Below are 26,398 nucleotides of genomic sequence, written 5' to 3' on the forward strand. Positions count from 1 at the left end.
GGCGGTGACAACGATGTCCGCACCCCCCTCTCGACGATCACGCCTGCTCCTGGCCCTCGGCGTCGGATTCGCCACGCTGGCCGCCCTGGTGAGCCCCGCGGTGCAGACCGCCGCGGCCGCGCCGACGTCGCCCTCCGGCGACGTCTCCGTCCAGGCCACCACGTTCAGCGACGAGTTCAACGCCCCGGCAGGCACTCCGGTCGACGGCTCCAAGTGGAACCTGGAGACCGGCGACAACGTGAACAACCACGAGCGGCAGTACTACACGAACTCGACCCGCAACGCCGTGCACGACGGCCAGGGCAACCTGGTCATCACCGCACGGCGCGAGAACCCCGGCAACTACAACTGCTGGTACGGGCGTTGCGAGTACACCTCGGCCCGGCTCAACACGTCCGGCAAGTTCACCCAGGCGTACGGCACCTTCGAGGCCCGGATGAAGATGTCGCGCGGCCAGGGCATGTGGCCCGCGTTCTGGATGCTCGGCAACGACATCGGCAACGTCGGCTGGCCGCAGAGCGGCGAGATCGACGTCATGGAGAACGTCGGCTTCGAGCCGAACACCGTGCACGGCACCATCCACGGCCCCGGCTACTCGGGCTCGGGCGGCATCGGCGCCGGCTACTCGATCGGCTCTCCGTTCGCGGACGCCTTCCACACCTTCCGCGTCGAGTGGTCGCCGGACAAGCTGGTGTGGAAGGTCGACGGCGTCACCTACCAGACGCGGACGTCCGCCGATCTCGGCGGCCGCGAGTGGGTGTTCGATCACCCGTTCTTCCTCATCCTCAACCTCGCCGTCGGCGGCTACTGGCCGGGCGACCCGGACGGCAGCACCCCGATGCCGAACACGCTGACCGTCGACTACGTACGGGTCACCAACGACCAGCCGGCCCCGCCGACCGGCAGCGGCGGCCCGATCACCGGTCTCGCCGGCAAGTGCGTCGATGTGGCCGGGGCGAACCCCGCGAACGGCACCCCGGTCCAGCTCTACGACTGCAACGGCACCGCGGCCCAGCAGTGGACCGTGAACAGCGACGGCTCGATCCGCGCGCTCGGCAAGTGCCTGGACGTCACGGCCGGTTCGACGGCAGACGGGGCCAAGCTCCAGCTCTACGACTGCAACGGCACCGGCGCCCAGAAATGGCGGGTGGAGGCGGCCAAGGACATCGTGAACGTGGCCGCGGACAAGTGCCTCGACGTCCCGAGCAGCAACTCGGCGAACGGCACCCGGCTGCAGATCTGGACCTGCAACGGCACCGCGGCCCAGAAATGGACCGTGGGCTGATTCCTCGAACTCGAACTCGGGCTCGGCCCCCGGGACCACGGTCACGGGTCCCGGGGGCCGAGCCCGGAAGTCCGGTCTCGTGGCTCTCGTCCCGGAACGCGGGACCGGACACGGGGTGAGGGCCCGGTCGACGGCGGTCGACCGGGCCCTCACCCGCTCCCGCGCGTGCCTACGGCACGAAGCGCAGCGCCCAGTCCGCCCGGTTGGCGACCGTCAGGTCGTCGTCGTCCGTCAGCGGGCGCAGCAGGCGCTCGGCCGTCTTCGGGTCGGCCTGCACCAGGTCGACGATCTCCGCGGCCAGGCCGTCCTGGTCGTCGCCCAGGTCGACGGCCGAGGCGCGGACGAGGACCGGGAGGCGGTCGGGGCCGCCGAGAGCGGCGATCACGCCGCCGAGGAGTTCTCGGGCATAGGGGTTGCGGTCGGCGATCGCCCGGTCGAGTTCGGACTCCAGGCGCGGGAGCAGCTCCCGGTCGCCGGTCGCCGCGATCTCGTCGGCGAGGTCGATGGTCTCGTCGACATCGGCCTCGAGATCGTCGAGCATCGCGACGAGGCGCGTCACGCGGGAGTCGTCGGTGGTCATGGTGCTGCCTCCTGGAAAGCGCCGTCCACGAGGACGGGGACGGCGGTCGACATGTCGGTCTCGGCGGCCACCTCCACGTCCTGCGGATAGCCGTACTCGTACAGTTCACGGCCCGAGTGGCAGCCGTGCAAGGCGGCGGCCGGGTCGTCCGTGGCGGTCCACAGCGAGGCGGCCGCGGCCGCCTCGGGGGTCAGGGCGAGATCCGGCCGGAGCTCGCGCAGCGCGGCGAGGACCGCGCCCGCGCCGAGGAGGTCCTCCAGGGCCGGGCGCAGCGAGCCGTCGGGCCACCGCTCGCCGGAGGCGATGACGGCGACGCCGGCCGGGGAACGTTCGCCGAGCCACCGGGCGACGGCGGTGGCGTTGCGCAGCGAGGCGGCGACCACGGTCGCGCCGGAGCCCGCGGCCTCGGCGGCGATGGTGGAGCCGTTCGGGGACGGCAGGACCAGGCGGTCCGGGACCGGCGCGGCGCGCAGCGCGGCCGGGGAGAGTGACCACGGATGTCCGGGGGTGGCCGCGCCGCGCCCGACGGCGAGGACGGCGTCCCGCTCGCGGGCGTACGCGGCGGCCGTCTCGTCCCGCCAGCGGTACGGGTGCACGACGGCGCCGCGCTCCACGGCGACGCCGACGGCGGTCGTGAACGACAGCACGTCGACGACGACCACGCACTCCGCACCGGCGGCGAGGGCGCGCGCCTCGACCGGCCCCCACCCGAAGGAGACGGCCGCGGGTGGCGTGCCTGCCGGACCTCCGGCGGGCACCCAGGACGAGATCCCGGACGGGCCGCCCAGCGAGCCCCGGGCGGGCACCCCGCCGGACGCCCCGGACGAGTTCCCGGTCCGCACACCGGACGGGATTCCAGAGGGCACCCCGGCCCCCGCCCCGGACGGACTCCCGGTCGGCGCACCACCCGGCGTGGGAGCCGGATCCGCGGCCTGGGCGGGCGCAGCCACGGCGGCCGGCAGCGCGGCGGCGGGCAACCCGCCCGGCGGCGCGCCCGGCGGCCCGCCCGGCGCCCCGGACCAGGGCGTGGACGCCTCCGTCATCAGAGCTCGGTCACCCTGCCGTCCGCGACCTCGATCCGCCGTGTGGTGCGTACCGCGTCGAGCATCCGCCGGTCGTGGGTGACGAGGAGCAGCGTGCCGTTGTACGACTCCAGGGCCGACTCCAGCTGCTCGATCGCGGGCAGGTCGAGGTGGTTGGTCGGCTCGTCGAGGACGAGCAGGTTCACGCCCCGGCCCTGGAGCAGGGCGAGCGCGGCGCGGGTGCGTTCGCCGGGCGAGAGGGTGGTGGCGGGCCTCAGCACGTGGTCGGCTTTGAGGCCGAACTTGGCGAGCAGGGTCCGTACCTCCGCCGGCTCCGTGTCGGGGACGGCCGCGCAGAAGGCTTCGAGCAGGGTCTCGGTGCCGTGGAACAGCTTGCGGGCCTGGTCGACCTCGCCGACGACGACGCCGGGCCCGAGGGCCGCGTCGCCCGCGTCGAGCGGGAGCCGGCCGAGGAGGGCGGCGAGCAGGGTGGACTTGCCGGCGCCGTTCGCGCCGGTGATGGCGACCCGGTCGGCCCAGTCGATCTGGAGGCCGACCGGCCCGAAGGAGAAGTCGCCGCGCTTCACGGCGGCCTCGCGGAGGGTCGCGACGACCGCGCCGGAGCGGGGCGCGGCGGCGATCTCCATGCGCAGCTCCCACTCCTTGCGGGGCTCGTCGACGACGTCGAGGCGCTCGATCATGCGCTGGGTCTGGCGGGCCTTCGCGGCCTGCTTCTCGCTGGCCTCGCCGCGCAGCTTGCGCCCGATCTTGTCGTTGTCGGTGGACTTGCGGCGGGCGTTGCGGACGCCCTTGTCCATCCAGTTGCGCTGCATGAGGGCGCGGGATTCGAGGGAGGCCTTCTTGTCGGCGTACTCCTCGTAGTCCTCGCGCGCGTGCCGCCGGGCGGTGGCCCGCTCCTCCAGGTAGGCCTCGTAACCGCCGCCGTAGAGCGTGATCTGCTGCTGCGCGAGGTCGAGTTCGAGGACCTTGGTGACGGTGCGGGTGAGGAACTCGCGGTCGTGGCTGATGACGACCGTGCCGGCACGCAGCCCCTGGACGAAGGCCTCCAGGCGTTCGAGGCCGTCGAGGTCGAGGTCGTTGGTGGGCTCGTCGAGGAGGAAGACGTCGTAGCGGGAGAGGAGCAGCGAGGCGAGTCCGGCGCGGGCGGCCTGGCCGCCGGAGAGGCCGGTCATCGGCTGGTCGAGGCCGACGGTCAGGCCGAGCGAGTCGGCGACCTCCTCGGCGCGCTCGTCGAGGTCGGCGCCGCCGAGGTCGAGCCAGCGCTCCAGGCTCACGGCGTACGCGTCGTCGGCGCCGGGCGCGCCGTCGACCAGGCCCTGGGTGGCCTCGTCCATGGCGGCCTGTGCGGCGGCGACCCCGGTGCGGCGGGCGAGGAACTCCCGCACGGTCTCCCCCGCGCGCCGCTCCGGCTCCTGCGGGAGGTGCCCGACGGTGGCGGTGGGCGGTGACAGCCGCAGCTCGCCCTCCTCGGGGGTGTCGAGGCCGGCGAGCAGGCGCAGCAGCGTGGACTTGCCGGCGCCGTTGACGCCGACGAGGCCGATGACGTCCCCGGGGGCGACGACGAGGTCGAGCCCGGAGAAGAGGGAGCGTTCGCCGTGGCCGGCGGCGAGGTCCTTGGCGACGAGAGTGGCAGTCATCAGGCCATGAATCCTAGGCGAGGAAGGGACGGGCCCGGACATCACGGCCCGGGCGGCGTGGGTACGGTCCCGGCATGGACGCTGATGTGGCTGATGTGATCGTGGTGGGCGCCGGGGTGGTCGGTCTGACCTCGGCGGTACGGCTCGCGGAGCGCGGGCTGCGGATACGGGTCTGGTCGCGCGAGGCACCGGAGGAGACCACCTCGGCGGTGGCGGGCGCGCTGTGGTGGCCGTACCGGATCGAGCCGGCGGCGGAGGTCGGCGCGTGGGCGCTCGACACGCTGCGGGTGTACGGCGAGCTGGCCGCCGATCCGGTCGCGACGGGGGTACGGCTGGTGGCCGGCGTCCACGCGGACACGGAGCTCGCGGGGCTCGGCGACTGGGCGCGGCAGGTCGACGGGCTGCGGCAGCTGCCGCCGGAGGAGGTGCCGGGGCCGTACGGCAGCGGGCTCGCCGCGGTGCTGCCGCTGGTCGACATGCCGGTCCACCTGGCGTGGCTGGCCGCGCGCCTGAAGGAGCTCGGCGGGGTGATCGAGCGGCGTACGGTGACGGATCCGGCGGCGGAAGCGGTCGCGGCCGGTGCGGACGTGGTGGTGAACTGCACCGGGCTCGGCGCCCGGGAGCTGGTGGGCGACCCCGGGATGCGGCCGGTGCGCGGGCAGCTGGTCCTGGTGGAGAACCCGGGTGTGGAGACCTGGTTCACGGCGGCGGACGGGGCGTCGAGCGAGACGACGTACTTCTTCCCGCAGCCGGGCCGGCTGATCCTGGGCGGCACGGCGCAGGACGACGACGAGCGCCTCGACCCGGACCCCGCCACGGCGGCCGCGATCGTGGCGCGCTGCGCTCGCGTCCGCCCGGAGATCGCGGACGCCCGGGTGCTCGCCCACCGGGTCGGCCTCCGCCCGGCCCGCCCGTCGGGCGTCCGCATCGAGGCGGAGACCCTGCCGGACGGCGCCATCCTGGTCCACAACTACGGCCACGGGGGCGCGGGCGTCACGGTGGCGTGGGGCTGCGCGGACCGGGTGGCGGAACTGGTGACGGCGTCCCGGCCCTGACCGGGGCCCCGGGGTACGGACGACGCCCGCCCCGGAGCCGTACGACTCCGGGGCGGGCGTTCATGCTCCGGACAGGGCCGGGCCGCTTCCTAGCCCGGGAACGGCTTCGTCGCGTGGTCGTCCGCGTCCTCGCAGGCCTTGGCCTTCCGCTCCAAGGCGGCGGCCTGGTCGCGGGCCTTGCGGGCGGCGGCCTTCTCGCCCAGACGGTCGAGCTTCCCGGCCTTGGCGCGCAGCTCGGCGGCGTCCTGGCGCAGCTCGGCGGGCTTGCAGACGGCCGCCTGGGCGGTCGGGGCGGTCGCGGTCTGGCCGAGCAGCAGGCCCCCGGCCAGCAGCATCGTGGCGGCCAGGGCCGTGAGGGTACGGCGCAGCGGCGTCGCGTTCGTCATGGTTCTCTCCAACTTCCGGGCAGTAGAAGCCCGTTCAGGTATGGTCAATACCGGTTGGTAACCATACCCGGAGTGATCATCCGCTCCGCACATCGCTGACGCCGCCGAACAGCCCCTCACCAGCCCTTCACCGATCCCTCAGCACTTCTCCACGGGCTCCCCTCGTGTCAGCCCGTACGCGGCGCGCGGATCGAGCAGCAGCGGCACGAGCGCGCGCGACGGCTGCCGCAGCGGGACGAGCACTCCCCCGGCGCCGTCGCGGCGCACGAAGACGCCGTGGAGGTCGAGTTCGTCGCCGACCTCCGCGTACTGATCCGCCGTCAGGCGGTAGGCGCAGGGCGGGTCCTGGAGGATCTCGGCGGGCTCGGCGGGGTCGTTGTCGGCGCCGCCGAGGAGGACCGGGCCGCGGTCGGCGAGGCCGGTCCGCCGGGCGCGGGCGGTGGCCGCGGCGAGTTGGCCGCCGCGCTCCCCGACGTAGCCGAACGCGCCCTTGAGCGCGGCGCGTTGGGTGGCGACACGGCGCCGGTGGTTGCGTGCGGGGTCGTCCTGCTCGGCCGGGTCGAGGGCGTCCTCGCGGGTCTCGACGAGCAGGCCGACCGCGTGCTTGACCCCGGCCGTGTTGCGCAGGATGCGCTCCTGGCCGTCGCCCGCGACCTGCTTGACCGGCTCGCCGGTGTAGGGGTCGGTCCAGATGCCGTAGAGACCGCTGGTGTAGCCGGCGCGGCCGGCGGCGGGCCGCACGTACGCCTCGGAGAGGGTGTGGGACTCGGTGTGGACGCCGGGGTCGGTGTTGAGGTTGCGCGGCCAGAGGGCCAGCAGGTCCTTGTCGTAGTACGGCGGAGTGGCGCTGTACTCGTGCAGGTCGTAGATCAGTTCCGGCCGTCGGTCGCGGATGACGGCGGCGAGCGCCCGGGCCTCGGCGGTGCGCAGCGCGATGTGGTCGCGGTTGATGTCGATGCCGGCGCTGTTGCCGCGGGTGTTCGCCTCGCGCCCGTCGGGGTTGGCGGTGGGCACGACGAGCAGGGTGATGCGGGCCAGGAGGCGGCGGGTCGCCTCGCCCCGGTCGTACGCGAGATCGCGCACGGTGCTCAGACAGGCCTCGCGCCCGGAGGGTTCGTCGCCGTGCTGCGAGCAGATGAGCAGCACAGGCGTCGGGCCGGTGCCGAGCGTGGCGAGCCGCAGCGGGCGGCCCTGCGCGGTGGCGCCGACCGTACGGACGGCGAGCCGGTCACTGCCCCGGTCGACGGCGGCGAGAAAGGCCGTCTCCTCGGCCTCGCCGGTCCACCGGGCGCCACCGCTCTCCTCGAAGCCGGTGCGCGGGGGCGGCGGCGACGGGAGTGCCCTGCCCGCGGCCGGGGCGGGCGCGGCGAGCAGCGGCAGCCCGAGGGCGGCGATGCCCGCCGCGCCCAGGAGCGCGCGCCGGGGGGTACGGAGGGAGGTGCGGGGTGTCGTCGTCGACATGGGGCGGAACGTACCGCTGTCGACTGCCGCGCAAAAGAGGGCCGTCACGGACAAGCGGTGCGGATGAGACGACCGGAACGGGAGGTTCATGTCGGCCGAATGGCGTTCATGTGACAGGGGGTGCTCTGGACGTGACGGGCCGTCGGGGCTCTGAATAGTGTCGCTAAGGACCGACGACCACCTGTGCGTCTTACCTCTCTGACGACTAGGCGACTAGGGGACCACCTGTGCACCGCAGAATCATCGTTCCGAGCACCCTCGCGGCCTCCCTCCTGCTGGCGATCCCGGCATCGGCGGCCGACTTCGAGCCGGGCACGCCGGGGATCGGCGACTCCTACTACCCCGCCAGCGGCAACGGCGGCTACGACGTGTCGCACTACGACCTGCGGCTGAAGTACCAGCCCGCCACGGACCTGCTCGAAGGCACGGCGACGCTCGTCGCCACCACGAAGCAGAACCTGTCGCGCTTCAACCTCGACCTCGGCCTGAAGGTGAGCGAGGTACGGGTCAACGGGCGCGTCGCGAAGTTCGCCACGTCCGGCGAGCACGAGCTGGAGGTCACCCCGGCGGTCCCGCTGGAGAAGAACAAGTCCCTCTCGGTCGTGGTCCGTTACGCGGGCAAGCCGTCCGAGCTGAAGATCGGCGGCTGGACGGCCTGGCACCGCACCCCGGACGGGGGCGTGGCCGCGCAGGAGCCGGATTCGGCCGTCTGGTGGTTCCCGTCGAACGACCACCCGCTGGACAAGGCGACCTTCGACGTGTCGGTGCTCGTACCGGACGGCACCCAGGCGATCAGCAACGGCGTGCTCCAGTCGCAGTCCTCGAAGCTGGGCTGGACCCGCTTCAACTGGCGTTCCAACAAGCCGCAGGCGACGTATCTCGCCACGCTCGCGATCGGCGCGTTCGACATCACGACGGACAAGACGGCGAGCGGCCTCCCGGTCCTCAACGCGTACAGCAAGGGCCTCGGCGACAACGACGGCGCGGCGCGCGCCTCGGTCGAGCGCTCGGCCGAGGTCGCGGAGTGGCTGGAGTCGGTCTACGGCCCGTACCCCTTCAACTCCCTCGGCGGGTACGTCCCGAACGTGACCAGCGGCTATGCCCTGGAGACGCAGACCCGGCCGTTCTACAGCCCGCGGCAGTTCGCCAACGGCGCGAACGTGTCGGTGGTCGTGCACGAGCTGGCCCACCAGTGGTACGGCGACAGCGTCTCGGTCGCCGACTGGAAGGACATCTGGATCAACGAGGGCTTCGCCCGCTACAGCCAGTGGCTGTGGTCGGAGAAGGAGGGCGAGGGCACGGCGCAGGAGCTCGCCGACTACGTGTACGCGACGCGGGCGGCGGACGACCCGTTCTGGACGGTGAAGCCGGGCGACCCGGGCGCGGAGAACCAGTTCGACATCGCCGTCTACGACCGGGGCGCGCTGGCGCTCCAGGCGCTGCGCAACACCGTCGGCGACGAGGACTTCTTCGCGATCCTCAAGGGCTGGCCGCAGGAGCACGCGTACGGCAACGCGGGGGTGGCGGACTTCGTGCGGTACGCGGAGCGGGTGTCGGGCAGGCCGCTCGCCGGGCTCTTCGACACATGGCTCTTCCAGCCGGTGAAGCCGGCGGCCCCGGCGGTGGGCCTGGCGGCGGAGGCGGAGGAGGCGGCGGCGAAGCCCGTACCGCCGAAGTCGTGGAAGAAGATCGCGGCGACGAACACGGTCCACGAGCACGGCGGGCGCTGACCCAGGTCGTACCGGAAAGGCGCCCTCGTCCCGCGGTCGGGCGGGACGGGGGCGCCGGCACGTGCGAAGAGCAGCGAAGGGGTCAGCGGGCGGCCCACTCGCGGGCGAGGATGCCCCAGAGCTGCTTGTCGTGGCGGGCGCCGCCGTACGGCCAGACCTCGCGCCGGGTGCCTTCGAGGGTCATGCCGAGCCGTTCGGCGACCGCGGAGCTGCGGGCGTTGTCGGCGCGGCAGTGCCACTCGGCGCGGTGCAGCCCGCGCTCGGTGAAGGCCCAGTCCAGGAGGATCGCGCAGGCCTCGGTGATCAGTCCGTGGCCCTCGCCCGCGGGCTCCAGCCAGCAGCCGAGTTCGCAGCTGCCGGAGGCGGCGTCGAAGGTGGTGAACATGACGCCGCCGACGAGGGTGCCGTCGCGCCAGACGCCGTAGAGGCGCCCGCCGTCCGCGGCCCGGCGCTCGCCGTACCGGACGAGGGTGGCCCGGGCCCCGGCGAGGTCGTCGGTGACGAAGGCCGGCCCGACCCACGGCCGGATGTGCTCGCGCGCCCGGTCCAGGTGGGCGGCGAACTCCTCGGCGTGCCAGGCCTCCAGTGGGCGGAGCTCGGCGTTGTCCCGCAGCGGGAGGGCGAACATGAGGACCCCATTCACACAACAAGCGTTATGACTATTACCGTAGCAGCATGGCACGTACGAAGGGCGATCACGAAGCCCGCCGCCGTGAGGTCTCCGAGGCGGTCTGGCGGGTGCTCGCCGCCCAGGGGTTCGGCGGGCTGACCCTGCGCGCGGTCGCCGCTGAAATGGGCGCCACGACCGGCCTGCTCACCCACTACTTCCCGGCCAAGCGCGACCTGGTCCGGCACGCCCTCGACCTGCTCGACGAGCGCACCGCAGCCCGCCCGCGCCGCACCGGCGGCGAGGGCCTGGCCGCGGTGCGCGCCGCGCTGCTCGACATCCTGCCGCTCACCCCGGAGGCCGAGCGCAGCAACCGCGTCTGGGTGTCCTCCTGGGACACCGCCCTCGCCGACCCCGCCCTGAGCCGGGACCACGCGGCCCGCTACGCCCGCGGCCGCGCCCGCCTCGCGGACCTGATCGCGTCGGCCCAGGCCCGCGGCGAACTCCCCTCCGGCGACCCGGCCCGCCTCGCCGCCGGAGCCCAGTCCTTCGCCCTCGGCCTGGTGGTCCAGGCCCTGCTCGCACCGGCGGAGTTCCCGCCGGAGCGGCAGGCGCGGCTCGTGGACGACTATCTGGGGTCGCTGGCCGGGTAGCGGCGAAGCCCTGCGGGCGATGGTTTCCGGACACGGCCCGGAAATCGCGTAGGGTCCGGGCATGCGGCACGGAACAGCGGACGCGCAACTCGCGGGCATCGACGCCGGGTTGGACGCCGTCGACCGGGCCGCGCCGGAGGCCTACGGCTCCGCGGAGGAGGTGCCGGGGCTGCTGCGGGCGGTCGGTTCGGCGGATCCGGCGGCGCGTGACGTCGCGTACGACGAGCCGGGCTCCGCCCTGCGCCGCCAGGGGACGACCCCCGGCCCCCGCCAGGGCTTCCGGCCGTTCCGCTCCTCCTCCGACGACCGACGGACATGACTGTGCGACCAACCGCGTGACCACAAGGGAAGCAGACGTATGACACCGATCACCGGCCTCGACCTCACCGGATTCAGCGCGCTCGACGAGCCGGGGATGTGGACCGACGAGCAGGGCCTCCTGCTCTCCGTCCACTTCTTCGACCTCGTGCCCGATCTGCCCGCCTCCCTGGGCGAACCCGACCGGCTCCGGCATGGGCTCGCCCGGTCCGCCGCGGGTGCGGGCGCCGGGCTGATCGAGGCCGAGCTGGGCGAGGTGGACTCGCTGCCCGCCGTACGGCAGCTGGTCAAGGTGCCACTGGCGCAGGGCCACGGCCAGGCCTTCATCGGTTCGTGGACGATCCCGCGCGCCCGCTGCAGCACGGTGGTGAAGGTGCAGGCGGGCGAGGGCCGCAGAACCGGGCTGCGCGAGGCGCTGATCCTCAACGAGGTGGGCCCGATGCACTACTTCACGGACCACCCCTACGGCCCGGGGATCACCGGCGGCCTGCCCTCGCACGCGGCCGACGACGAGCGCTGGGACGCGCGTTTTCCCGACCATCCGCTGACCCGGGTACGGGCCGCGCTGCGCCGCATCACGCCGAGCCTGGCCCTGCACGCCACCTTCAAGGGGCTCCCGCCCTTCGCCGCTCCGGCCGCCCTCGCTTAGGGCGGCCTCGCCAAGGGCGGCCTGGTCAACGGTTGCGGCGGGCCGCGGCCCTGGCCTCCGCCCTCGCCTCCGCCCTCGCCTTCCGGGCCAGCGGGAGATAGCGGAGCCGCTCCGGCAGGACCGGGACGACGGCGCGGACGACCCGGCCGAGGCGGCGCAGCCGGCGTTCCTGCTCGGGGGTCCACTCCAGACCGATCGCGGCGCGGGCCTCCGGCGGCATCAGGCCGACGGTGAGGAAGGCGCGGGCGCGCAGGAACGGGCGGCGGAGCAGCGGCCAGAACGCGCGCAGCGCGAGACGTACGGGCAGCGGGCCGCGGTCGGGGGCCGGGACGGGTATGTCGGTGGCGATCAGCTCGCGGACGACGACGGTGGCCTCCAGCTCCTCGTCGAGAATGCGGCGGTAGTACGGCCAGAAGTCCTCGATCGTCTGCGGCATGTCCCGGTCGTGGATGCCGAGGATCCGGCCCACCTGGAGCCACTCGGCGTAGAGCAGGCGTTCCTGGGCCTCGGTGAGCGGGCGGACGAGATAACCGAGACCGTGGCGGTAGACGGGGTATCCGGTGGCGTGCACCCACGCGTAGTAGGCGGGGTCGAGGGCGTGGTAGCGACGCCCGTGGGCGTCGGTGCCGCCGATCGTCTTGTGCAGCGCGCGAAGCCTGCGGCCCTCCTCGGCGGCGCGCTCGCCGCCGTAGATCCACAGCTGGAGCGAGCGCAGCGACCGCTCGCCGCGGCCCCAGGGGTCCGTACGGAAGACGGAGTGCTCGTCCACCCCGGCACCGACGGCAGGGTGCGCGACCTGCATGGCCAGCGCGGCAGGCAGCATCAACAGGGCCCGCACATCCCCGGCGAGCGTCCAGAGCGCGCCGCCCACGGGCGGGGGCACGGGGTCGGTGCGGGGCGTGCGGGTACGGCGGGGTGTGGCGGGTGCGTCGGTGGCGTCCGCGGGGGCGGCGCCGGTGCCCGTCGCAGAGGCAGCCGCCGTCGCCGGGGCGCCGCCGGTGGCGTTCACCGGGGCGGGTGCGGGGGCGGATGCCTTCGCGGGCCCGGAGCCCGCCGCCCCGGCCAGGGCGCCTTCGGTGGCTGTCGCGGGCGCGGAGCCCGCCGCCCGGCCGGGTGCCTCGCCCGCGGCAGCACTCGCTGCCCTCGCGCGCCCCGAGGCTCCGCCGGCGGGCACCACCGGCGCGGACGCCTCCGCCGGGCCAGGTCCGGCGGCCGGACCGGGCCCCGGGCCGTCCGGCCTGGCGGGCGTCGCGCGCTCGGTGCGGGTGTCGTCGTGGTGCGTCAACGCGGTCTCCCTCTCGTTCTCCCAGGCTGCCCCGGGTCGCGCACGGCGGGCAAGCCGCAGGCAGGCGGGCGGTCAGGCGGTCGCCCGGCACGGGCAGGGCGCGGGCAGCGCGCGGCTGGCCGGGGATACGACGCGGGGCCGCGGCCCGGGCCTGGTGAGCGGCCCGGGGCGCGGCCCCGTACGGGTGTGCGGTGCGTCAGGCGCGGTCGGCGCCGACCGGCTCGCCGACGATGCGGCCGGCCAGGGCGTGGGCCCAGGCGTCGACGTCGGCGGAGAGCTCACGCTCGGCGGACTCGCGCTCGGCGGCGATCTTCGCGTGGCCGGCGGCCAGGATGGCCTCGCGCTCCTGGACGCCCTCGGCACGGGCGGCGGCGATGGCGGCCGAGCCCTCCTCGGTGGCCTGGGCGCGGATGCGCGCGGCGTCGTGGCGGGCCTCGGCCAGCTCGGCCTCGTACTGCTCACGGATCGCGGTGGCCTCGGAGCGCAGGTCGTCGGCGCGCTCGGTGCCGCCTTCGATCGCGTCCTCGCGCTCGGCGAGGGTCCGCTTGATCTTCGGGAGGATCCCCTTGGCCAGGATCAGGAAAGTGAGGCCGAAGAGGACGGCACCGAGGATGAGCTCCGCCCAGACCGGGTTCAGGGGGCCCAGGTCCATGGGGAAGATCTGCTTGTTCTGCGCGAGGGTCATGCGCGCATCTTACCTGGTCGCAAAACTCGCAATTCAGGCAGATGCCCGAGAGTTGGCGCGTTTGTGCGAGCCGCGCAAGATTCGTGGCATCCAACGGCTACCCGAAGGTAACTACGGCTGGTTCGATGTACCGCGCCCGAGCCCAACCCCCCACTACCCTCTGGGAGTTTGCCGTGCAGTTCACCGCGCTCCGCCGCATCCCCGGCGCAGCCCTCTCGGTCGCCCTGGCCGCCGCCGCCCTGACCGGGACCGCGACGGCCGCTTCGGCCGCCGACTCCGCGACCCCCACCGCGACCGCTGCCGCCGCCGCGACGCCGAGCCTGAAGGTGCTGACGTACAACGTCTTCCTGATGTCCAAGTCGCTGTACCCGAACTGGGGCCAGGACCACCGGGCCGCGACCATCCCCACGACGTCCTTCTTCCGCGGCAACGACGTCGTCGTCCTCCAGGAGGCCTTCGACAACTCCGCCTCCGACGCCCTGAAGTCGCAGGCGGCGGCCGAGTACCCCTACCAGACCCCGGTCGTGGGCCGCTCGAAGACGGGCTGGGACGCCACCGGTGGCGCCTACTCCGCGCTCACGCCGGAGGACGGCGGCGTGACGCTGCTCAGCAGGTGGCCGGTGCTGCGCAAGGAGCAGTACATCTACAAGGACGCCTGCGGCGCCGACTGGTACTCCAACAAGGGCTTCGTCTACGCGGTCCTGGACGTCAACGGCACCAAGGTGCACGTGGTCGGCACGCACGCGCAGTCCACCGACCCGGGCTGCTCGGCGGGCGAGGCGGCGCAGATGCGCAGCCGCCAGTTCAAGAACATCGACGCCTTCCTCGACGCCAAGAACATCCCGGCGAACGAGCAGGTCATCGTCGCGGGCGACATGAACGTGGACTCCCGGACGCCGGAGTACGGCACCATGCTCAGCGACGCGGGCCTGGTCGGCGCGGACGCCCGCACCGGTCACCCGTACTCCTTCGACACGGCGCTGAACTCCATCGCCCACGACCGTTACCCGACCGACCCCCGCGAGGACCTCGACTACGTCCTCTTCCGGGCCGGGAACGCCCGCCCGGCGGGCTGGACGAACAACGTGATCCCGGAGACGACCGCGCCCTGGACCGTCTCCAGCTGGGGAACGCAGTACACGTACACCAACCTGTCCGACCACTACCCGGTGACGGCCTACTCGGCGGGCTGACCCCTCCCCTTCACCGGCCGGGCCGCGACCAGCAGTGATCGACTGCGGTGAACGGCGGCGCCGCGGGACTCCACTCGACTCGGATCCCGCGGCGCCGTCGCATGTCACGGGCAGGCGCCTAGTACGCGCCTCCGAAGACGCTGTACGCCCAGAGGGCGACGACGCCTCCGACGCACAGCAGGATCACCCACGAGCCGACGCCCGTATGACGTCCCTCGCGCGGGCGGCCCTGCGCCTTCGCCCTCTCCTTCCCCGCCCGCGCGGCCCTGGGCGGCCGGGCGGGCCGGGCCGGGGCGGCGGAGGTCGCGGCGTCGGCCGCGGTCTCCGCGAGCAGACGGCGGCAGACCGCGGCCAGCTCGGACGTCCCGGACGCCAGGTCCACGACGATCTCCATACGGGCGGGCGCGGTCGTCCCGCCGTCCAGGATCCGCCCGGCGCGCATCAGCGCCTGGTCCTTGCCCCCGGTCGGCGCCAGACTGATCCACCGGCGCACATGATCGCCGCGGATCACCACGCCGCCGCCGCGCTCGCGGTAGACGGTGTGCTCCTTCCACAGGACCTCGGCCAACTCGGTGGCTCTCTCCCTGAGTTGCGCCTGCATACCCCTCCCCTGTGTCATGCCCCTGATCCGAACAGGCGGCTGACTCTAGCGTCCGCCGCCCCCACCCCGCCGCCAGGGTCACCCCGCGCGCGCACGTACGGCTAGGCGCCCACGTCGTACACCGTGACCGGAATCCCCCGCTCCACCAGGCGCCCGGTTATCAGCGGCTCGACCCGCTCCCAGCGGCCGCCCGCCAGGCCGCAGCCGATCCGGGGCATGTGCACGGAGGCACCCAGCTCCTCCGCCTTGTCGGCGAGCAGCGCGAGGGCCGCGTCGATCGCCTCGTACCGCACCGGGACACCGGTGCTCCGCCCCGTCCGTATCCCCCGCTGGCCCACCAGATTGGCCACCCACACATACGGCTCGACCCTGACGAACTGCGCCGCGCCCAGACCGAAGTCGTTCCGCGCGCGCTCACGGTGCCAGCGGCGGAACGCCGCCTCCGGCTCCGGCCAGCGCCGGGACACGGCGAGCACGAAGCCCTTGCCCCAGCCACCCAGGTCGTTGCAGACATGCGCGACGACCTTGATCCCCTTGCCGCGCGGCACGGTGGCGTCCCCCCGCACGTACTCGATCGCGTTCATGGCACCACCGTACGAGCGGGGTCTGACAATCGGCGGGCCGCGCCGGCCGGCCACGGCCACGGCCACGGCCCGTACGGTCAGCGGGTGGCGTCGCTCCCCCGCCGGGTCCGCACCAGGGCGACACCGGCCAGGACCGTGGCGAGGGCGCCCACCACCAGGGCCACATAGGCGCCGCCAAGGCCGTTGCCGGTGCCGACGCCGCCGTCGGCGGTGGCCGCGACCAGGCCGCCGAGGGCCATCGCGAGCAGACCGGCGCCCAGCGCGGGCCCGGCGCCGATGCGGCCGAGGCGGCCGGCGGGCCGGGTCAGGACGCGCCAGGCGACGACCGCGCCGGCCAGACCGAGCAGGGCGGCGGCACTGGCACCGATCCGGCCGGCACTGAGGGTGTAGACACTGGCGGCGAGCGCGGACAGGTCGGAGGGTTCGGGCAGCTGTGACATCGGGTGCTCCTCGTCTTCTCGGTCGTGCGGGTGTGGTGCACGGTCCGAGCATGGGCGCCGCTCCCCCGCCGGGTCGTCCGGCGGGCGCGGACTCTTTCGCTGCCGCGACGGCGGCAGGACGGCGGGCGCGTACCGCGTCCGCGGTAGCCGGGCACGGTCCGCGCGGAGGATCCGGCGGGCCCGGGCAGGCGGTTAGGGTGCGCGCATGAAGGCACGTGCGGCAGGGCCGGCGGCGGGGCTCTGGGACCGGTTCGGGGACCTGGTGGTCGCGGTCGGTGTGGCGGGCGCGCTGCTGGTCACCGGGGTGGCGGAGCGGCATCAGGCGATCGGCGTCGCGCTGCTCGGGCTCGGGTACGGACTGCTCGCGGCGGGCGGTCTCGCCCTGGTCGCGCGGCGCCGCGCCCCCGTCGCCGTCCTCGCCGTGACCGGCCTCTGCGCGGTGGGCTACCAGGCGGCGGGCTTCGACGTACCGGTGGTCGGCTATCTCTTCGCCGTGTACGCGGCCGTACGGGCGGGCCACCGCGCGGTCACGGCGGCCGTGAGCGTGGCCATGATCGCGGCGCTGCCGCTCGCGGCGCTCGCCTCGGGCCTCGACGACATCGGCGAGGCGTTCGCGCGGGCCCGGGGCGCGCTCGAAATCGCCTGGCTGATCGCGGCGGCCGCGGCTGGCGAGGCGCTGCGGCAGGCCGAGCGGCGCGCGGACGAGGCGGAACGCACCCGGGAGGAGACCGCGCGGCGCCGCGCCGACGAGGAGCGCCTGCGGATCGCCCGGGAACTGCACGACTCGCTCACCCACCAGATCTCGGTCGTCAAGGTGCAGGCGGAGGTCGCCGTGCACGTGGCCCGGCGGCGCGGCGAGGAGGTGCCGCCCGCGCTGCTCGCGATCCAGGAGGCGGGGCGGGAGGCGAGCCGTGAGCTGCGCGCCACTCTCGAAGCACTGCGCGACGACGACACGGCGCCGCCGCGCGGGCTGGACGCGGTGCCCGAACTGGTCGAGCGGGCGCGGGCGTTCGGCGTGGAGGCGACGCTGGTGGTGGAGGGGCCGGGCACCACGGATGGGCCGGACGGGGCGGCGGGGCGGCTGCGGCCCGACGTGCCGGCGGCGGTGGACCGTACCGTCTACCGGATCGTCCAGGAGTCCCTGACCAACGTGGCCCGGCACGCGGACGCCCGTACCGTCTCGGTCCGCGTCGCCTGCCGGCCCGACGCCGTGTCCGTACGCGTCGAGGACGACGGGAAGGCGCGGCCGGGGAACGTGCCGGCGCCCGGTCTGGGACTCCTCGGCATGCGCGAACGCGTGACGGCGCTGGGCGGGCGGCTGAGGACGGAGGCACGGGCGGAGGGCGGCTTCAGCGTCCGGGCGGAGCTTCCGGTGGCCCCGGACGCGGTCGTGGAACGTGACGCCACCATCGGGCGGAGGGTCCTGTGATCCGCGTCCTGCTGGTGGACGACCAGCCGCTCATCCGCAGCGGGTTCCGCGCGCTCCTCGACCTGGAGGACGACATCGAGGTGGTCGCGGAGGCCGCCGACGGCGCCGAGGGCCTGGCCCTGGCCCGTACGCACGTCCCCGACGTGGCCCTCGTCGACATCCGCATGCCGCTGGTCGACGGCATCGAGACGACCCGGCGCATCGCGGCGGACCCGGCCCTCACCGGGGTCCACGTCGTCATCCTCACCAATTACGGCCTGGACGAGTACGTCCTCGACGCGCTGCGCGCGGGCGCCGCCGGCTTCCTCGTCAAGGACGTCCTCCCCGAGGACTTCCTGCACGCCGTCCGCGTCGCGGCCCGCGGCGACGCGCTCCTCGCGCCGTCCATCACCCGCAGACTGATCCACCGCCACCTCGCCCAGGCCCCGTCCCCCGCCCGCCCGGGCCCCGGCCTCGACGAACTGACCGCCCGCGAACGCGAGGCCGTGGCCCTGGTCGCCCGCGGCCTGTCCAACGACGAGATCGCCGCCCGGATGGTGATCACCCCTCTGACGGCGAAGACCCACATCAACCGCGCCATGACGAAACTGCGGGCGCGTGACCGGGCACAGCTGGTGGTCCTGGCATACGAGTCGGGCCTGGTGACGCCGGGCGGGGACGGGTGAGGCGACAGGTCCCGGATGCGCCTGACGGCACGACGGGATCGGGGGCGCGGGCGCTGGGCATGGGGCCGATCGCGCACGAGTCGCGCAACCCCTCGAATCGGGGGCCCTGGGCCCGCCCCAGAATCGCCCGGGGCCGCCGTCAGTGAGCCCGGGGGCCCGTGAACAGGACAGGGTCCCGGTCCTCGGGTATGCCTGTCCCATGGAGGACCACCGGCGCGATCGGAGGCTCCGCCTGTCCCGGCGCGGCGGGCGGTGGCTGTTGTGCGCGCCGTTCGGGCTGATCGCGGTGGTCACCGTGGTGGACGTGCTCGCGCCGCCGGACGTGCATCTGGGGCCGTTCCTGGTGGCCGCTCCCGCGCTCACGGCGTCGTTCGCGGGGCCTCGGATGACCGCGCTGGTCGGAGCCGTCGCGGTGCTCGCGCAGTCGGTGGTGGCCGCGACACGGACGACGCTCACCGACCTCAACCACACGCTCCAGATCATCTCGCTGGTGCTGATCTCGGTCATCGTGACCTTCTTCGCCTATCTGCGGGAGCGGGACGAGAGCCGGATGACCCGGCTGCGTTCCATCGCGCACGCCGCGCAGAGCGTGGTCCTGCGCCCGCTCCCGCACCGGGCGGGGCCGCTGCACATCGCGTCCGTGTATCTGGCGGCCGAGGAGGAGGCGCAGATGGGCGGGGATCTGTATGCCGCGGCGCGCACGGCGCGCGGGACGCGGCTGCTGATCGGGGACGCCCGGGGCAAGGGCCTCGACGCCATCAGCGAGGCCTCGCTGGTCCTGGGCGCCTTCCGGGTCACGGCCCGCCGGGAGCAGGGGCTGCCCGAGCTGATCGGGCACCTGGAGGCGGGGGTCGTCGCGGCGGACGAGGACGACGAGACGAACCGGGAGAGCGACAGCGCCGGCCGCACCGACGAGGCCTTCGTCACCGCGCTCGTCCTCGACATCCCCGACGACGATCCGGTCGTACGGCTGGTCAACTGCGGGCACCCGCCGCCCCTGCTCCTGCGCGCGGGGCAGGTGAGCACCCTGGACACCGCCGATGCCTCCCCTCCCCTCGGGCTCACCGATCTCCTCGCGCCCGACATGACGGTGGAGACCTTCCCCTTCGACGTCGGCGACGTGCTGCTCCTCTACACGGACGGTGTCGTCGAGGCCCGCGACGACACCCGCGCCTTCTATCCGCTGACCGAGCGGCTCACGGCCTGGGCCGGGGACGATCCGCCCACCCTGCTCGCGCGCCTCCGGGCCGACCTCCAGGCATACGCGGGCGGGCACCTCGGCGACGACGCGGCGCTGGTGGCGATCGAGCGGCTCGCACCGGGGGCGTAACCCCGAACCTCGCCCAATCGCCCTTTTACATGGCTGGTGAGACAGCAATACTGTTGAACCATGCAGGAGCAGGAGCACCAGGCCACCGAAGAGCGGTCCGACACCCCCGGCTACACCGTCGACGAACTGGCCGCCCGGGCCGGGGTCACCGTGCGCACCGTGCGGTTCTACGGCACCCGGGGGCTGCTCCCGCCGCCCGTGATCGGGCCGCGGCGGGTCGGGCGGTACGGGCCCGAGCACCTCTCCCGGCTCGCGCTGATCGAGGAACTGCAGCGGCAGGGCATGACCCTCGCGGCGATCGAGCGGTATCTGGAGCAGCTGCCGCCGGACCTGAGCGCACGGGATCTGGCGGTCCACCGGGCGCTCGTGGCGTCCTGGGCACCGGAGTCCGCCGAGGAGATCACCCGGCAGGAGCTGGAGCGCCGGGCCGGGCGGCCGCTGACCGACCGGGACGTCGACCGGCTGGCCGCCATGGGGGTGCTGGACAAGGGCCCCGACCCGGACGTGTTCCGGCTCGACGGCGCCCTGCTCCGGCTCGGGGTCGAGCTGCTCGACGTACCCATCGGGCACGAGACGATCCTGGCCTCCCGGACCGTGCTCCTGGAGCATGCCCGGGCCGCCGCGCAGGAGCTGGCCAGGCTGTTCCAGGAGCAGGTGTGGAATCCGTACCGGGAGAGCGGCGAGGACCCGGATCACCTGACCGCGATGAAGTCGCTCTCGGCGCACATGCAGCCGATGGTGATCCAGTCCCTCGTCACGGCCTTCCAGCGGTCCCTCAGCGAGGAACTCCGTACGGCCTTCCGAACTACCGCGCGTCCGTGAAGACCTCGCCCCGCTCGGCCTTCTCCACAAGGAGAGCCGGCGGGGTGAACCGCTCGCCGTAGGTGGCCGCCAGCTCGCGCGCCCGCTCGACGAAGCCGGCGAGGCCGCCCTCGTAGCCGTTGATGTACTGGAGCACGCCGCCGGTCCAGGCCGGGAAGCCGATGCCCAGGATGGAGCCGATGTTGGCGTCGGCGACCGAGGTCAGGACGCCTTCCTCCACCAGCCGGACGGTGTCCAGCGCCTCGGAGAAGAGCATCCGCTCCTGCATGTCGCGGAACGGGATCTCGACGTCCGGCTTGGTGAAGTGCTCGCGCAGGCCCGGCCACAGCTTGCCGCGCTTGCCGTCCTCGCCGTACTCGTAGAAGCCGGCGCCGCCGCTGCGCCCGGGGCGGCCGAACTCGTCGGCCATGCGGTCGATGACGACCTCGCCCGGGTGGGAGACCCAGGTGCCGCCGGCCTCCTCGACGGCCTTGCGCGTTTCGTTGCGGATCTTGCGCGGGAGGGTGAGGGTCAGCTCGTCCATGAGGGAGAGGACCTTCGCCGGGTAGCCGGCCTGGGCGGCGGCCTGCTCGACGGAGGCGGGCTCGGCGCCCTCGCCGACCATGGCGACACCCTCGTTGATGAAGTGGCCGATCACCCGGGAGGTGAAGAAGCCGCGGGAGTCGTTGACGACGATGGGCGTCTTGTTGATCCGGCGGACCAGGTCGAAGGCGCGGGCCAGGGCCGTCTCGCCGGTGCGCTCGCCCTTGATGATCTCGACGAGCGGCATCTTGTCGACGGGCGAGAAGAAGTGCAGGCCGATGAAGTCGGTCTGCCGCTCGACGCCCTCGGCGAGGACGGTGATGGGGAGGGTGGAGGTGTTGGAGCAGAGCAGGGCGTCGGGGGCGACGACGTGCTGGATCTCCTGGAACACCTTGTGCTTGAGCGCGGTGTCCTCGAACACCGCCTCGATGACGGCGTCACACCCCGCCAGGTCGGCCACGTCACCGGTCGGGGTGATCAGGGCGAGGAGAGCGTCGGCCTTCTCCTGGGTGGTGCGGCCCTTGGCGACGGCCTTGGCGCACAGCTTCTCCGAGTACGCCTTGCCCTTGGCGGCGGCCTCGGTGGTGACGTCCTTGAGGACGACCTCGATGCCGGCGCGGGCGCAGGAGTACGCGATGCCGGCGCCCATCATGCCCGCGCCGAGGACCGCGACCTTGCGGACCTGGGTCTTCTCGACGCCCTTGGGGCGGCTGGCGCCGGAGTTGACGGCCTGGAGGTCGAAGAAGAACGCCTGGATCATGTTCTTCGCGGTCTGGCCGATGACCAGCTCCGTGAAGTAGCGGGACTCGATCGTCAGCGCGGTCTCGAAGTCGACCTGGGAGCCCTCGACGGCCGCGGCCATGATGTTGCGCGGGGCGGGGTAGGGGGCGCCGTTCGTCTGCTTGCGGAGGTTCGCGGGGAAGGCCGGCAGGTTGGCGGCGAACCGCGGGTTGGAGGGGGTGCCGCCGGGGATCTTGTAGCCGGGGACGTCCCACGGCTGCGCGGACTCGGGGTGCGCGTCGATGAACGCACGCGCCTTGGCCAGCATCTCCTCGGGGGTGGCGGCCAGCTCGTGCACGAGGCCGTTGTCGAGGGCGCGCTTCGGGTTGTACTGGGTGCCCTGGAGCAGCACCTTCAGCAGCGCGTCGGTGATGCCCATGAGGCGTACGGTGCGGGCGACGCCGCCACCGCCGGGCAGCAGGCCCAGGGTGACCTCGGGCAGGCCGATCTTGGAGCCGGGCGCGTCCAGCGCGATCCGGTGGTGGGAGGCGAGCGCGATCTCGTAACCGCCGCCCAGGGCCGCGCCGTTGATCGCCGCGACGACGGGCTTGCCGAGGGTCTCGATGCGGCGCAGCGAGTCCTTGATCTCGATGGCGGTGTCGAAGATCGCCCGGGCGTCCTCGGGGCCGGCCTTGATCATGTCCTTGAGGTCGCCGCCGGCGAAGAAGGTCTTCTTGGCGGAGGTGTAGACGATGCCGCGGATGGAGTCCTTCTCGGCCACCGCGCGGTCGGCGATCGCCTTGATGGAGGCCCGGAAGGCCTGGTTCATCGTGTTGGCGGACTGGTTCGGGTCGTCCAGGACGAGGGTGACGATCCCGGTCTCGTCCTGCTCCCAGCGGATGGTGGTGCTCTCGCTCATGACTGATGCTTCTCCGTTGGATCCGTAAGAGGGGTTCGGACCGGGTGGTCAGACGCGCTCGACGATGGTGGCGATGCCCATGCCGCCGCCGACGCACAGCGTCACGAGGCCGTAGCGCTTGTCCTGGCGCTCCAGCTCGTCGACGACGGTGCCGAGGATCATCGCGCCGGTGGCGCCGAGCGGGTGACCGAGGGCGATGGCGCCGCCGTTGACGTTGATCTTGTCGAGGGAGACGCCCATGTCCTTGGCGAAGCGCAGGACGACGGCGGCGAAGGCCTCGTTGATCTCGATCAGGTCGATGTCGTCGATGGTGAGGCCGGCCTTGGCGAGCGCCTTGCGGGCCGCGGGAGCGGGGCCGGTGAGCATGATGGTGGGCTCGGAGCCGGACACGGCCGCCGAGACGATCCGGGCGCGCGGGGTGAGCCCGTAACGCTCGCCGACCTCCTTCGAGCCGATCGCGACGAGCGAGGCGCCGTCGACGATGCCGGAGGAGTTGCCGGCGTGGTGGACGTGGTCGATCTCCTCGACCCAGTGGTACTTCTGCAGCGCGACGGCGTCGAAACCGCCCAGCTCGCCGATGTCCGCGAACGACGGCTTCAGCTTCGCCAGCGAGTCGGCCGTCGTGCCCGGACGCAGGTGCTCGTCGTGGTCGAGGACGGTCAGCCCTGCCCGGTCCTTGACGGGGACGATCGAGCGGTCGAAGCGTCCGGCCTTGACGGCCGCGGCGGCGCGCTCCTGGGAGAGGGCGGCGTACTCGTCGACATCACGGCGCGAGAAGCCCTCGATGGTGGCGATGAGGTCGGCGCCGATGCCCTGGGGGACGAAGTTGGTGGCGATGTTGGTCATCGGGTCGGCGAACCAGGCGCCGCCGTCGGAGGCCATCGGCACCCGGGACATGGACTCGACGCCACCGGCGAGGACCATGTCCTCCCAGCCGGAGCGGACCTTCATCGCGGCCAGGTTGACGGCTTCGAGGCCGGAGGCGCAGAAGCGGTTCTCCTGGACGCCGGCGACGGTGTCGGGCAGGCCGGCGGCGATGGCGGCGATCCGCGCGATGACGGAGCCCTGGTCGCCGACCGGGCCGACGACGCCGAGGACGATGTCGTCGATGGCGGCCGGGTCGAGCCCGGGGTTGCGGGCCTGGATCTCGTGGATGAGGCCGACGACGAGGTCGATCGGCTTGGTGCCGTGCAGGGCCCCGTTGGCCTTGCCGCGGCCGCGCGGGGTGCGGATCGCGTCGTAGACGTACGCTTCGGTGGTCACGGTGTTGCCTTTCGGGCGAGTCTCTTCGGGCGAGTCTGTCGAGGTACGGGTCAGGTGAGCAGGGAGCGGCCGATGATCTCCTTCATGATCTCGGTCGTCCCGCCGTAGATGGTCTGGATGCGGCCGTCGGTGAAGGCCCTGGCCACCGGGAATTCGCTCATGTAGCCGTATCCGCCGTGCAGTTGCAGGCACCGGTCCGCGACCCGCTTCTGCAGCTCGGTCGCCCACCACTTCGCCATGGAGGCGTTCACGGGGTCGAGCCCGAGACCTGCCGGATCGGCGTGCTCCTCGATACATCGGTCGACGAAGGCGCGGGTGACGGCGCACTCGGTGGCCATCTCGGCGATCTCGAAGCGCACGTGCTGGAGCTTGGCCAGCGGCCGGCCGAACGCCTCGCGCTCCTTCACGTACGTCGTCGTCAGCTCCAGGAGGTGCTCGGCGCCGGCGATGCCCGCGACGGCGATGGCGAGCCGTTCCTGGGCGAGATTGGTCATGAGGTGGACGAAGGCGCCGTTGAGCTCGCCGAGCAGGTTCTCCTTGGGGACGCGTACGTCGTCGAAGAACAGCTCGGCGGTGTCCTGGGACTTCTGCCCGATCTTGTCGAGGTTCCGGCCGCGCTCGAAACCCTCCATGCCGCGCTCCACGACGAGGAGGGACAGCCCGTGCGCGCCGCCCTCCGGGGTGGTGCGGGCCACCACGATCACCAGGTCGGCGTTGATGCCGTTGGAGATGAAGGTCTTCGAACCGTTGAGGACCCAGTGGTCGCCCTGGTCCTCGGCGGTCGTACGGATGCCCTGCAGGTCGGAACCCGCACCGGGCTCCGTCATCGCGATCGCGGTGATGATCTCACCGCTGCAGAAGCCGGGCAGCCAGCGCCGCTTCTGCTCCTCGGTGGCGAGCTTGGTGAGGTAGGGGCCGATGATGTCGTTGTGCAGGCCGATGGCCAGGCCGGGGGCGGCCGCCCTGGTGAACTCCTCGGCGAGCACGGAGGCGTACCGGAAGTCGGGGTTCCCGCCGCCGCCGTACTCCTCCTCGACGGCGATGCCGAGCAGTCCCTGCCGCCCGGCGGCCCGCCACGCCTCGCGCGAGACGATGCCGTCCTTCTCCCACTGCGTGTAGTGCGGCAGCACCTCCTTCTCCAGGAAGGTGCGGACGACTCCCCGGAAGGCCTCGTGGTCGTCGGTGTAGAGCGTGCGCTTCATGCGTTCTTCGACTCCTGGGTGGGCGGGGCGGCCGGGGTGTGCGGGGCGGGCGGGGCGTCCGGGGTGCGCAGGGCGGGTACGGCCCAGTCGCGGGCGACCTCGTCGGTGTCGGCGCCGGGCAGCGCGGGCCCGGTGCGCACCGCGCCGGGCGTGACGGAGAAGCGGGGCGCGGGCGCGGGCTGGACGAGTCCGCCGTGCTCGACGAAGGTGCCGCGGGCGGCGAGGTGGGGGTGGCCGGGGGCCTCGCGCATCGAGAGGACCGGGGCCACGCAGGCGTCGGTGCCCTCGAACACGGCCGTCCACTCCCCCCTCGTACGGGTGAGGAAGCGGGCGGCGACGGCGGCGCGCAGTTCGTCCCAGCGGGCCAGGTCGCGGCGCGCGGGGCCGAGCTCCGCGAGGCCGAGGAGGCGCATGAACTCGTCGTAGAACTGCTGCTCAAGGGCGCCGACGGCCATGTGGCCGCCGTCGGAGGTCTCGTACGTCCCGTAGAAGGGGCAGCCGCCGTCGAGCAGATTGACCCCGCGCCGGTCCTGCCAGCCGCCGGCCGCGAGCATGCCGTGGATCATGGTGGCGAGGTGGGCGGCGCCGTCGACGATGGCGGCGTCGACGACCTGCCCCTCGCCGTGCGCCCGCGCGTGCTGGAGGGCGGCGAGGACGCCGATGACGAGGTAGAGGGAGCCGCCCGCGTAGTCGCCGACGAGGTTGGCAGGCACGGTGGGCGGGCCGTCCGGGTCGGGACCGATCATGCCGAGGGTGCCGGTGAGCGCGATGTACGCGATGTCGTGGCCGGCGGTCGTGGCGAGCGGACCGTCCTGACCCCAGCCGGTCATCCGGGCGTAGACCAGCCGCGGGTTGCGGGCGAGGCAGGCCTCGGGGCCGACGCCGAGGCGTTCGGCGACGCCGGGCCGGTAGCCCTCGATCAGGATGTCGGCCCGGGCCACCAGGTCGAGGACGGTGTCGGCGCCGCCCTCGGCCTTGAGGTCGACGAGGACGGAGCGCTTGTTGCGGTTGGTGAGGTCGTGGGCGGGGTCGATGCCGAGGCCCGGGCCGCCGGGGCGGTCGACGCGGACGACGTCGGCGCCGAGGTCGGCGAGCAGCATGGCGGCGAAGGGGCCGGGGCCGATCCCGGCGAGTTCGACCACGCGGACGCCGGAGAGCGGGCCGGTCCGCTCGGTCTGCCTCGTACCCATCGAGTCCCCAGACGTGTGTGACAGTGATGATGTAACACCGAAGATGCTAGGAACGTGTTCCACTCGGCACAAGCCCCCGAGCCGAGCAAGCGCTTGGAAATTACCCGGGGGTACCGTGTGGTCCGCCACAGCGGCGGCGTCCGC

Annotated in this window: 26 protein-coding genes; 11 read left to right on the forward strand and 15 right to left on the reverse strand. The window is 73.4% G+C overall.

Going from position 1 to position 26,398, the window contains the following annotated elements; translation table 11 throughout:
* Positions 1–13: 13 nt before the first annotated feature.
* Positions 14–1,285, forward strand: coding sequence for a family 16 glycosylhydrolase (locus tag AB0C73_RS11125; RefSeq protein WP_362527445.1), 1,272 nt, complete (start codon positions 14–16; stop codon positions 1,283–1,285).
* Between the two features lie 169 nt (positions 1,286–1,454).
* On the opposite strand, the gene AB0C73_RS11130 is transcribed toward AB0C73_RS11125, so the two are convergent.
* The 3 genes from AB0C73_RS11130 to AB0C73_RS11140 are packed head-to-tail and all read right to left on the reverse strand — an operon-like array spanning position 1,455 to position 4,545.
* On the reverse strand, positions 1,455–1,865 hold the full coding sequence (locus tag AB0C73_RS11130) for a hypothetical protein (RefSeq protein WP_362527448.1): 411 nt from the start codon (positions 1,863–1,865) through the stop codon (positions 1,455–1,457).
* The gene (locus AB0C73_RS11135; protein WP_362527450.1) at positions 1,862–2,908 is read right to left on the reverse strand and encodes a 2-phosphosulfolactate phosphatase; all 1,047 of its coding nucleotides are present in this window, start codon (positions 2,906–2,908) and stop codon (positions 1,862–1,864) included. The genes AB0C73_RS11130 and AB0C73_RS11135 overlap by 4 nt, the downstream gene beginning before the upstream one ends.
* On the reverse strand, positions 2,908–4,545 hold the full coding sequence (locus AB0C73_RS11140) for an ABC-F family ATP-binding cassette domain-containing protein (protein WP_362527452.1): 1,638 nt from the start codon (positions 4,543–4,545) through the stop codon (positions 2,908–2,910). The genes AB0C73_RS11135 and AB0C73_RS11140 overlap by 1 nt, the downstream gene beginning before the upstream one ends.
* A 74-nt stretch (positions 4,546–4,619) precedes the next feature.
* Between AB0C73_RS11140 and AB0C73_RS11145 the strand changes: the two genes are divergently transcribed.
* The gene (locus AB0C73_RS11145; RefSeq protein ID WP_362527455.1) at positions 4,620–5,600 is read left to right on the forward strand and encodes an FAD-dependent oxidoreductase; all 981 of its coding nucleotides are present in this window, start codon (positions 4,620–4,622) and stop codon (positions 5,598–5,600) included.
* A gap of 89 nt (positions 5,601–5,689) precedes the next feature.
* Here AB0C73_RS11145 and AB0C73_RS11150 read toward each other — a convergent pair whose 3' ends face one another.
* Both AB0C73_RS11150 and AB0C73_RS11155 read right to left on the reverse strand, forming a co-directional pair.
* Positions 5,690–5,986 carry a hypothetical protein gene (locus AB0C73_RS11150; RefSeq protein ID WP_362527457.1) on the reverse strand — a complete coding sequence of 99 codons (297 nt, stop codon included), beginning with the start codon at positions 5,984–5,986 and terminating at the stop codon, positions 5,690–5,692.
* A 138-nt stretch (positions 5,987–6,124) separates the two neighbouring features.
* On the reverse strand, positions 6,125–7,447 hold the full coding sequence (locus tag AB0C73_RS11155; protein WP_362527460.1) for a M14 family metallocarboxypeptidase: 1,323 nt from the start codon (positions 7,445–7,447) through the stop codon (positions 6,125–6,127).
* Positions 7,448–7,674: 227 nt separating this feature from the next.
* Here AB0C73_RS11155 and AB0C73_RS11160 point away from each other — a divergent pair, with 227 nt between their 5' ends.
* Entirely contained in the window at positions 7,675–9,177 is a 1,503-nt protein-coding gene (locus AB0C73_RS11160) for a M1 family metallopeptidase (protein WP_362527462.1), read from the forward strand.
* Between the two features lie 82 nt (positions 9,178–9,259).
* On the opposite strand, the gene AB0C73_RS11165 is transcribed toward AB0C73_RS11160, so the two are convergent.
* Positions 9,260–9,805 (reverse strand): GNAT family protein, encoded by a 546-nt coding sequence (locus AB0C73_RS11165; RefSeq protein ID WP_362528025.1) that lies wholly within the window; start codon positions 9,803–9,805, stop codon positions 9,260–9,262.
* 47 nt (positions 9,806–9,852) lie between these two features.
* On the opposite strand from AB0C73_RS11165, the gene AB0C73_RS11170 reads away from it, so the two are divergent.
* The 3 genes from AB0C73_RS11170 to AB0C73_RS11180 all read left to right on the forward strand — a co-directional run bounded on the left by AB0C73_RS11170 (position 9,853) and on the right by AB0C73_RS11180 (position 11,404).
* Complete coding sequence (locus AB0C73_RS11170; protein ID WP_362527464.1) at positions 9,853–10,437, forward strand: TetR/AcrR family transcriptional regulator; 585 nt, start codon at positions 9,853–9,855, stop codon at positions 10,435–10,437.
* A gap of 61 nt (positions 10,438–10,498) precedes the next feature.
* Positions 10,499–10,756, forward strand: coding sequence for a hypothetical protein (locus tag AB0C73_RS11175; RefSeq protein WP_362527467.1), 258 nt, complete (start codon positions 10,499–10,501; stop codon positions 10,754–10,756).
* A 39-nt stretch (positions 10,757–10,795) separates the two neighbouring features.
* The gene (locus AB0C73_RS11180) at positions 10,796–11,404 is read left to right on the forward strand and encodes a hypothetical protein (RefSeq protein WP_362527469.1); all 609 of its coding nucleotides are present in this window, start codon (positions 10,796–10,798) and stop codon (positions 11,402–11,404) included.
* 25 nt (positions 11,405–11,429) lie between these two features.
* On the opposite strand, the gene AB0C73_RS11185 is transcribed toward AB0C73_RS11180, so the two are convergent.
* Together AB0C73_RS11185 and AB0C73_RS11190 are read right to left on the reverse strand one after the other, a co-directional pair.
* Complete coding sequence (locus AB0C73_RS11185) at positions 11,430–12,287, reverse strand: oxygenase MpaB family protein (RefSeq protein WP_362528028.1); 858 nt, start codon at positions 12,285–12,287, stop codon at positions 11,430–11,432.
* Positions 12,288–12,885: 598 nt separating this feature from the next.
* Positions 12,886–13,374: a hypothetical protein gene (locus AB0C73_RS11190; protein ID WP_362527472.1), complete on the reverse strand. Its 489-nt coding sequence runs from the start codon at positions 13,372–13,374 to the stop codon at positions 12,886–12,888.
* A gap of 173 nt (positions 13,375–13,547) precedes the next feature.
* Here AB0C73_RS11190 and sph point away from each other — a divergent pair, with 173 nt between their 5' ends.
* Positions 13,548–14,567, forward strand: a complete 1,020-nt coding sequence (sph, locus tag AB0C73_RS11195; protein ID WP_362527474.1) for a sphingomyelin phosphodiesterase — start codon at positions 13,548–13,550, stop codon at positions 14,565–14,567.
* Between the two features lie 118 nt (positions 14,568–14,685).
* Here the strand turns inward: sph and AB0C73_RS11200 are convergent, their stop codons facing one another.
* The 3 genes from AB0C73_RS11200 to AB0C73_RS11210 form a co-directional block, all read right to left on the reverse strand.
* Positions 14,686–15,168: a hypothetical protein gene (locus AB0C73_RS11200; RefSeq protein WP_362527476.1), complete on the reverse strand. Its 483-nt coding sequence runs from the start codon at positions 15,166–15,168 to the stop codon at positions 14,686–14,688.
* 101 nt (positions 15,169–15,269) lie between these two features.
* On the reverse strand, positions 15,270–15,752 hold the full coding sequence (locus AB0C73_RS11205) for an Appr-1-p processing protein (protein WP_362527478.1): 483 nt from the start codon (positions 15,750–15,752) through the stop codon (positions 15,270–15,272).
* Positions 15,753–15,829: 77 nt separating this feature from the next.
* Positions 15,830–16,192 carry a DUF6223 family protein gene (locus AB0C73_RS11210; protein ID WP_362527481.1) on the reverse strand — a complete coding sequence of 121 codons (363 nt, stop codon included), beginning with the start codon at positions 16,190–16,192 and terminating at the stop codon, positions 15,830–15,832.
* Positions 16,193–16,397: 205 nt separating this feature from the next.
* Here AB0C73_RS11210 and AB0C73_RS11215 point away from each other — a divergent pair, with 205 nt between their 5' ends.
* The 4 genes from AB0C73_RS11215 (at position 16,398) to AB0C73_RS11230 (ending at position 20,438) form a co-directional block, all read left to right on the forward strand.
* The gene (locus AB0C73_RS11215) at positions 16,398–17,621 is read left to right on the forward strand and encodes a histidine kinase (protein ID WP_362527483.1); all 1,224 of its coding nucleotides are present in this window, start codon (positions 16,398–16,400) and stop codon (positions 17,619–17,621) included.
* The gene (locus AB0C73_RS11220; protein WP_362527486.1) at positions 17,618–18,286 is read left to right on the forward strand and encodes a response regulator transcription factor; all 669 of its coding nucleotides are present in this window, start codon (positions 17,618–17,620) and stop codon (positions 18,284–18,286) included. Before AB0C73_RS11215 ends, AB0C73_RS11220 begins: the two co-directional genes overlap by 4 nt.
* Before the next feature lie 199 nt (positions 18,287–18,485).
* On the forward strand, positions 18,486–19,616 hold the full coding sequence (locus tag AB0C73_RS11225) for a PP2C family protein-serine/threonine phosphatase (protein WP_362527489.1): 1,131 nt from the start codon (positions 18,486–18,488) through the stop codon (positions 19,614–19,616).
* Positions 19,617–19,676: 60 nt separating this feature from the next.
* The gene (locus tag AB0C73_RS11230) at positions 19,677–20,438 is read left to right on the forward strand and encodes a MerR family transcriptional regulator (protein WP_362527491.1); all 762 of its coding nucleotides are present in this window, start codon (positions 19,677–19,679) and stop codon (positions 20,436–20,438) included.
* Here the strand turns inward: AB0C73_RS11230 and AB0C73_RS11235 are convergent.
* The 4 genes from AB0C73_RS11235 to AB0C73_RS11250 are packed head-to-tail and all read right to left on the reverse strand — an operon-like array spanning position 20,422 to position 26,254.
* Positions 20,422–22,599: a 3-hydroxyacyl-CoA dehydrogenase NAD-binding domain-containing protein gene (locus AB0C73_RS11235; protein ID WP_362527492.1), complete on the reverse strand. Its 2,178-nt coding sequence runs from the start codon at positions 22,597–22,599 to the stop codon at positions 20,422–20,424. The two genes, AB0C73_RS11230 and AB0C73_RS11235, sit on opposite strands and share 17 nt — an antisense overlap.
* A 48-nt stretch (positions 22,600–22,647) precedes the next feature.
* Entirely contained in the window at positions 22,648–23,862 is a 1,215-nt protein-coding gene (locus AB0C73_RS11240) for an acetyl-CoA C-acetyltransferase (protein ID WP_362527494.1), read from the reverse strand.
* A gap of 50 nt (positions 23,863–23,912) precedes the next feature.
* Positions 23,913–25,064: an acyl-CoA dehydrogenase family protein gene (locus tag AB0C73_RS11245; RefSeq protein ID WP_362527497.1), complete on the reverse strand. Its 1,152-nt coding sequence runs from the start codon at positions 25,062–25,064 to the stop codon at positions 23,913–23,915.
* A complete protein-coding gene (locus AB0C73_RS11250) occupies positions 25,061–26,254 on the reverse strand; it encodes a CaiB/BaiF CoA-transferase family protein (RefSeq protein ID WP_362527498.1) in 1,194 nt (397 codons plus the stop codon). The genes AB0C73_RS11245 and AB0C73_RS11250 overlap by 4 nt, the downstream gene beginning before the upstream one ends.
* Between the last annotated feature and the right edge of the window lie 144 nt (positions 26,255–26,398).

This window comes from Streptomyces sp. NPDC048623 (genome assembly GCF_040650755.1).
In the GTDB taxonomy this organism is placed as follows: domain Bacteria; phylum Actinomycetota; class Actinomycetes; order Streptomycetales; family Streptomycetaceae; genus Streptomyces.

What these genes read in the sequence shown, in the direction of transcription:
- AB0C73_RS11225 (WP_362527489.1), top strand. Translation starts at nt 18,486, where the DNA reads ATGGAGGACCACCGGCGCGATCGGAGGCTCCGCCTGTCCCGGCGCGGC.
- AB0C73_RS11135 (WP_362527450.1), bottom strand. Translation starts at nt 2,908, where the DNA reads ATGACGGAGGCGTCCACGCCCTGGTCCGGGGCGCCGGGCGGGCCGCCG.
- AB0C73_RS11125 (WP_362527445.1), top strand. Translation starts at nt 14, where the DNA reads ATGTCCGCACCCCCCTCTCGACGATCACGCCTGCTCCTGGCCCTCGGC.
- AB0C73_RS11250 (WP_362527498.1), bottom strand. Translation starts at nt 26,254, where the DNA reads ATGGGTACGAGGCAGACCGAGCGGACCGGCCCGCTCTCCGGCGTCCGC.
- AB0C73_RS11210 (WP_362527481.1), bottom strand. Translation starts at nt 16,192, where the DNA reads ATGTCACAGCTGCCCGAACCCTCCGACCTGTCCGCGCTCGCCGCCAGT.
- AB0C73_RS11155 (WP_362527460.1), bottom strand. Translation starts at nt 7,447, where the DNA reads ATGTCGACGACGACACCCCGCACCTCCCTCCGTACCCCCCGGCGCGCG.
- AB0C73_RS11190 (WP_362527472.1), bottom strand. Translation starts at nt 13,374, where the DNA reads ATGACCCTCGCGCAGAACAAGCAGATCTTCCCCATGGACCTGGGCCCC.
- AB0C73_RS11215 (WP_362527483.1), top strand. Translation starts at nt 16,398, where the DNA reads ATGAAGGCACGTGCGGCAGGGCCGGCGGCGGGGCTCTGGGACCGGTTC.
- AB0C73_RS11200 (WP_362527476.1), bottom strand. Translation starts at nt 15,168, where the DNA reads ATGCAGGCGCAACTCAGGGAGAGAGCCACCGAGTTGGCCGAGGTCCTG.
- AB0C73_RS11230 (WP_362527491.1), top strand. Translation starts at nt 19,677, where the DNA reads ATGCAGGAGCAGGAGCACCAGGCCACCGAAGAGCGGTCCGACACCCCC.
- AB0C73_RS11165 (WP_362528025.1), bottom strand. Translation starts at nt 9,805, where the DNA reads ATGTTCGCCCTCCCGCTGCGGGACAACGCCGAGCTCCGCCCACTGGAG.
- AB0C73_RS11245 (WP_362527497.1), bottom strand. Translation starts at nt 25,064, where the DNA reads ATGAAGCGCACGCTCTACACCGACGACCACGAGGCCTTCCGGGGAGTC.
- AB0C73_RS11140 (WP_362527452.1), bottom strand. Translation starts at nt 4,545, where the DNA reads ATGACTGCCACTCTCGTCGCCAAGGACCTCGCCGCCGGCCACGGCGAA.
- AB0C73_RS11175 (WP_362527467.1), top strand. Translation starts at nt 10,499, where the DNA reads ATGCGGCACGGAACAGCGGACGCGCAACTCGCGGGCATCGACGCCGGG.
- AB0C73_RS11205 (WP_362527478.1), bottom strand. Translation starts at nt 15,752, where the DNA reads ATGAACGCGATCGAGTACGTGCGGGGGGACGCCACCGTGCCGCGCGGC.
- AB0C73_RS11170 (WP_362527464.1), top strand. Translation starts at nt 9,853, where the DNA reads ATGGCACGTACGAAGGGCGATCACGAAGCCCGCCGCCGTGAGGTCTCC.
- AB0C73_RS11150 (WP_362527457.1), bottom strand. Translation starts at nt 5,986, where the DNA reads ATGACGAACGCGACGCCGCTGCGCCGTACCCTCACGGCCCTGGCCGCC.
- AB0C73_RS11180 (WP_362527469.1), top strand. Translation starts at nt 10,796, where the DNA reads ATGACACCGATCACCGGCCTCGACCTCACCGGATTCAGCGCGCTCGAC.
- AB0C73_RS11145 (WP_362527455.1), top strand. Translation starts at nt 4,620, where the DNA reads ATGGACGCTGATGTGGCTGATGTGATCGTGGTGGGCGCCGGGGTGGTC.
- AB0C73_RS11130 (WP_362527448.1), bottom strand. Translation starts at nt 1,865, where the DNA reads ATGACCACCGACGACTCCCGCGTGACGCGCCTCGTCGCGATGCTCGAC.
- AB0C73_RS11235 (WP_362527492.1), bottom strand. Translation starts at nt 22,599, where the DNA reads ATGAGCGAGAGCACCACCATCCGCTGGGAGCAGGACGAGACCGGGATC.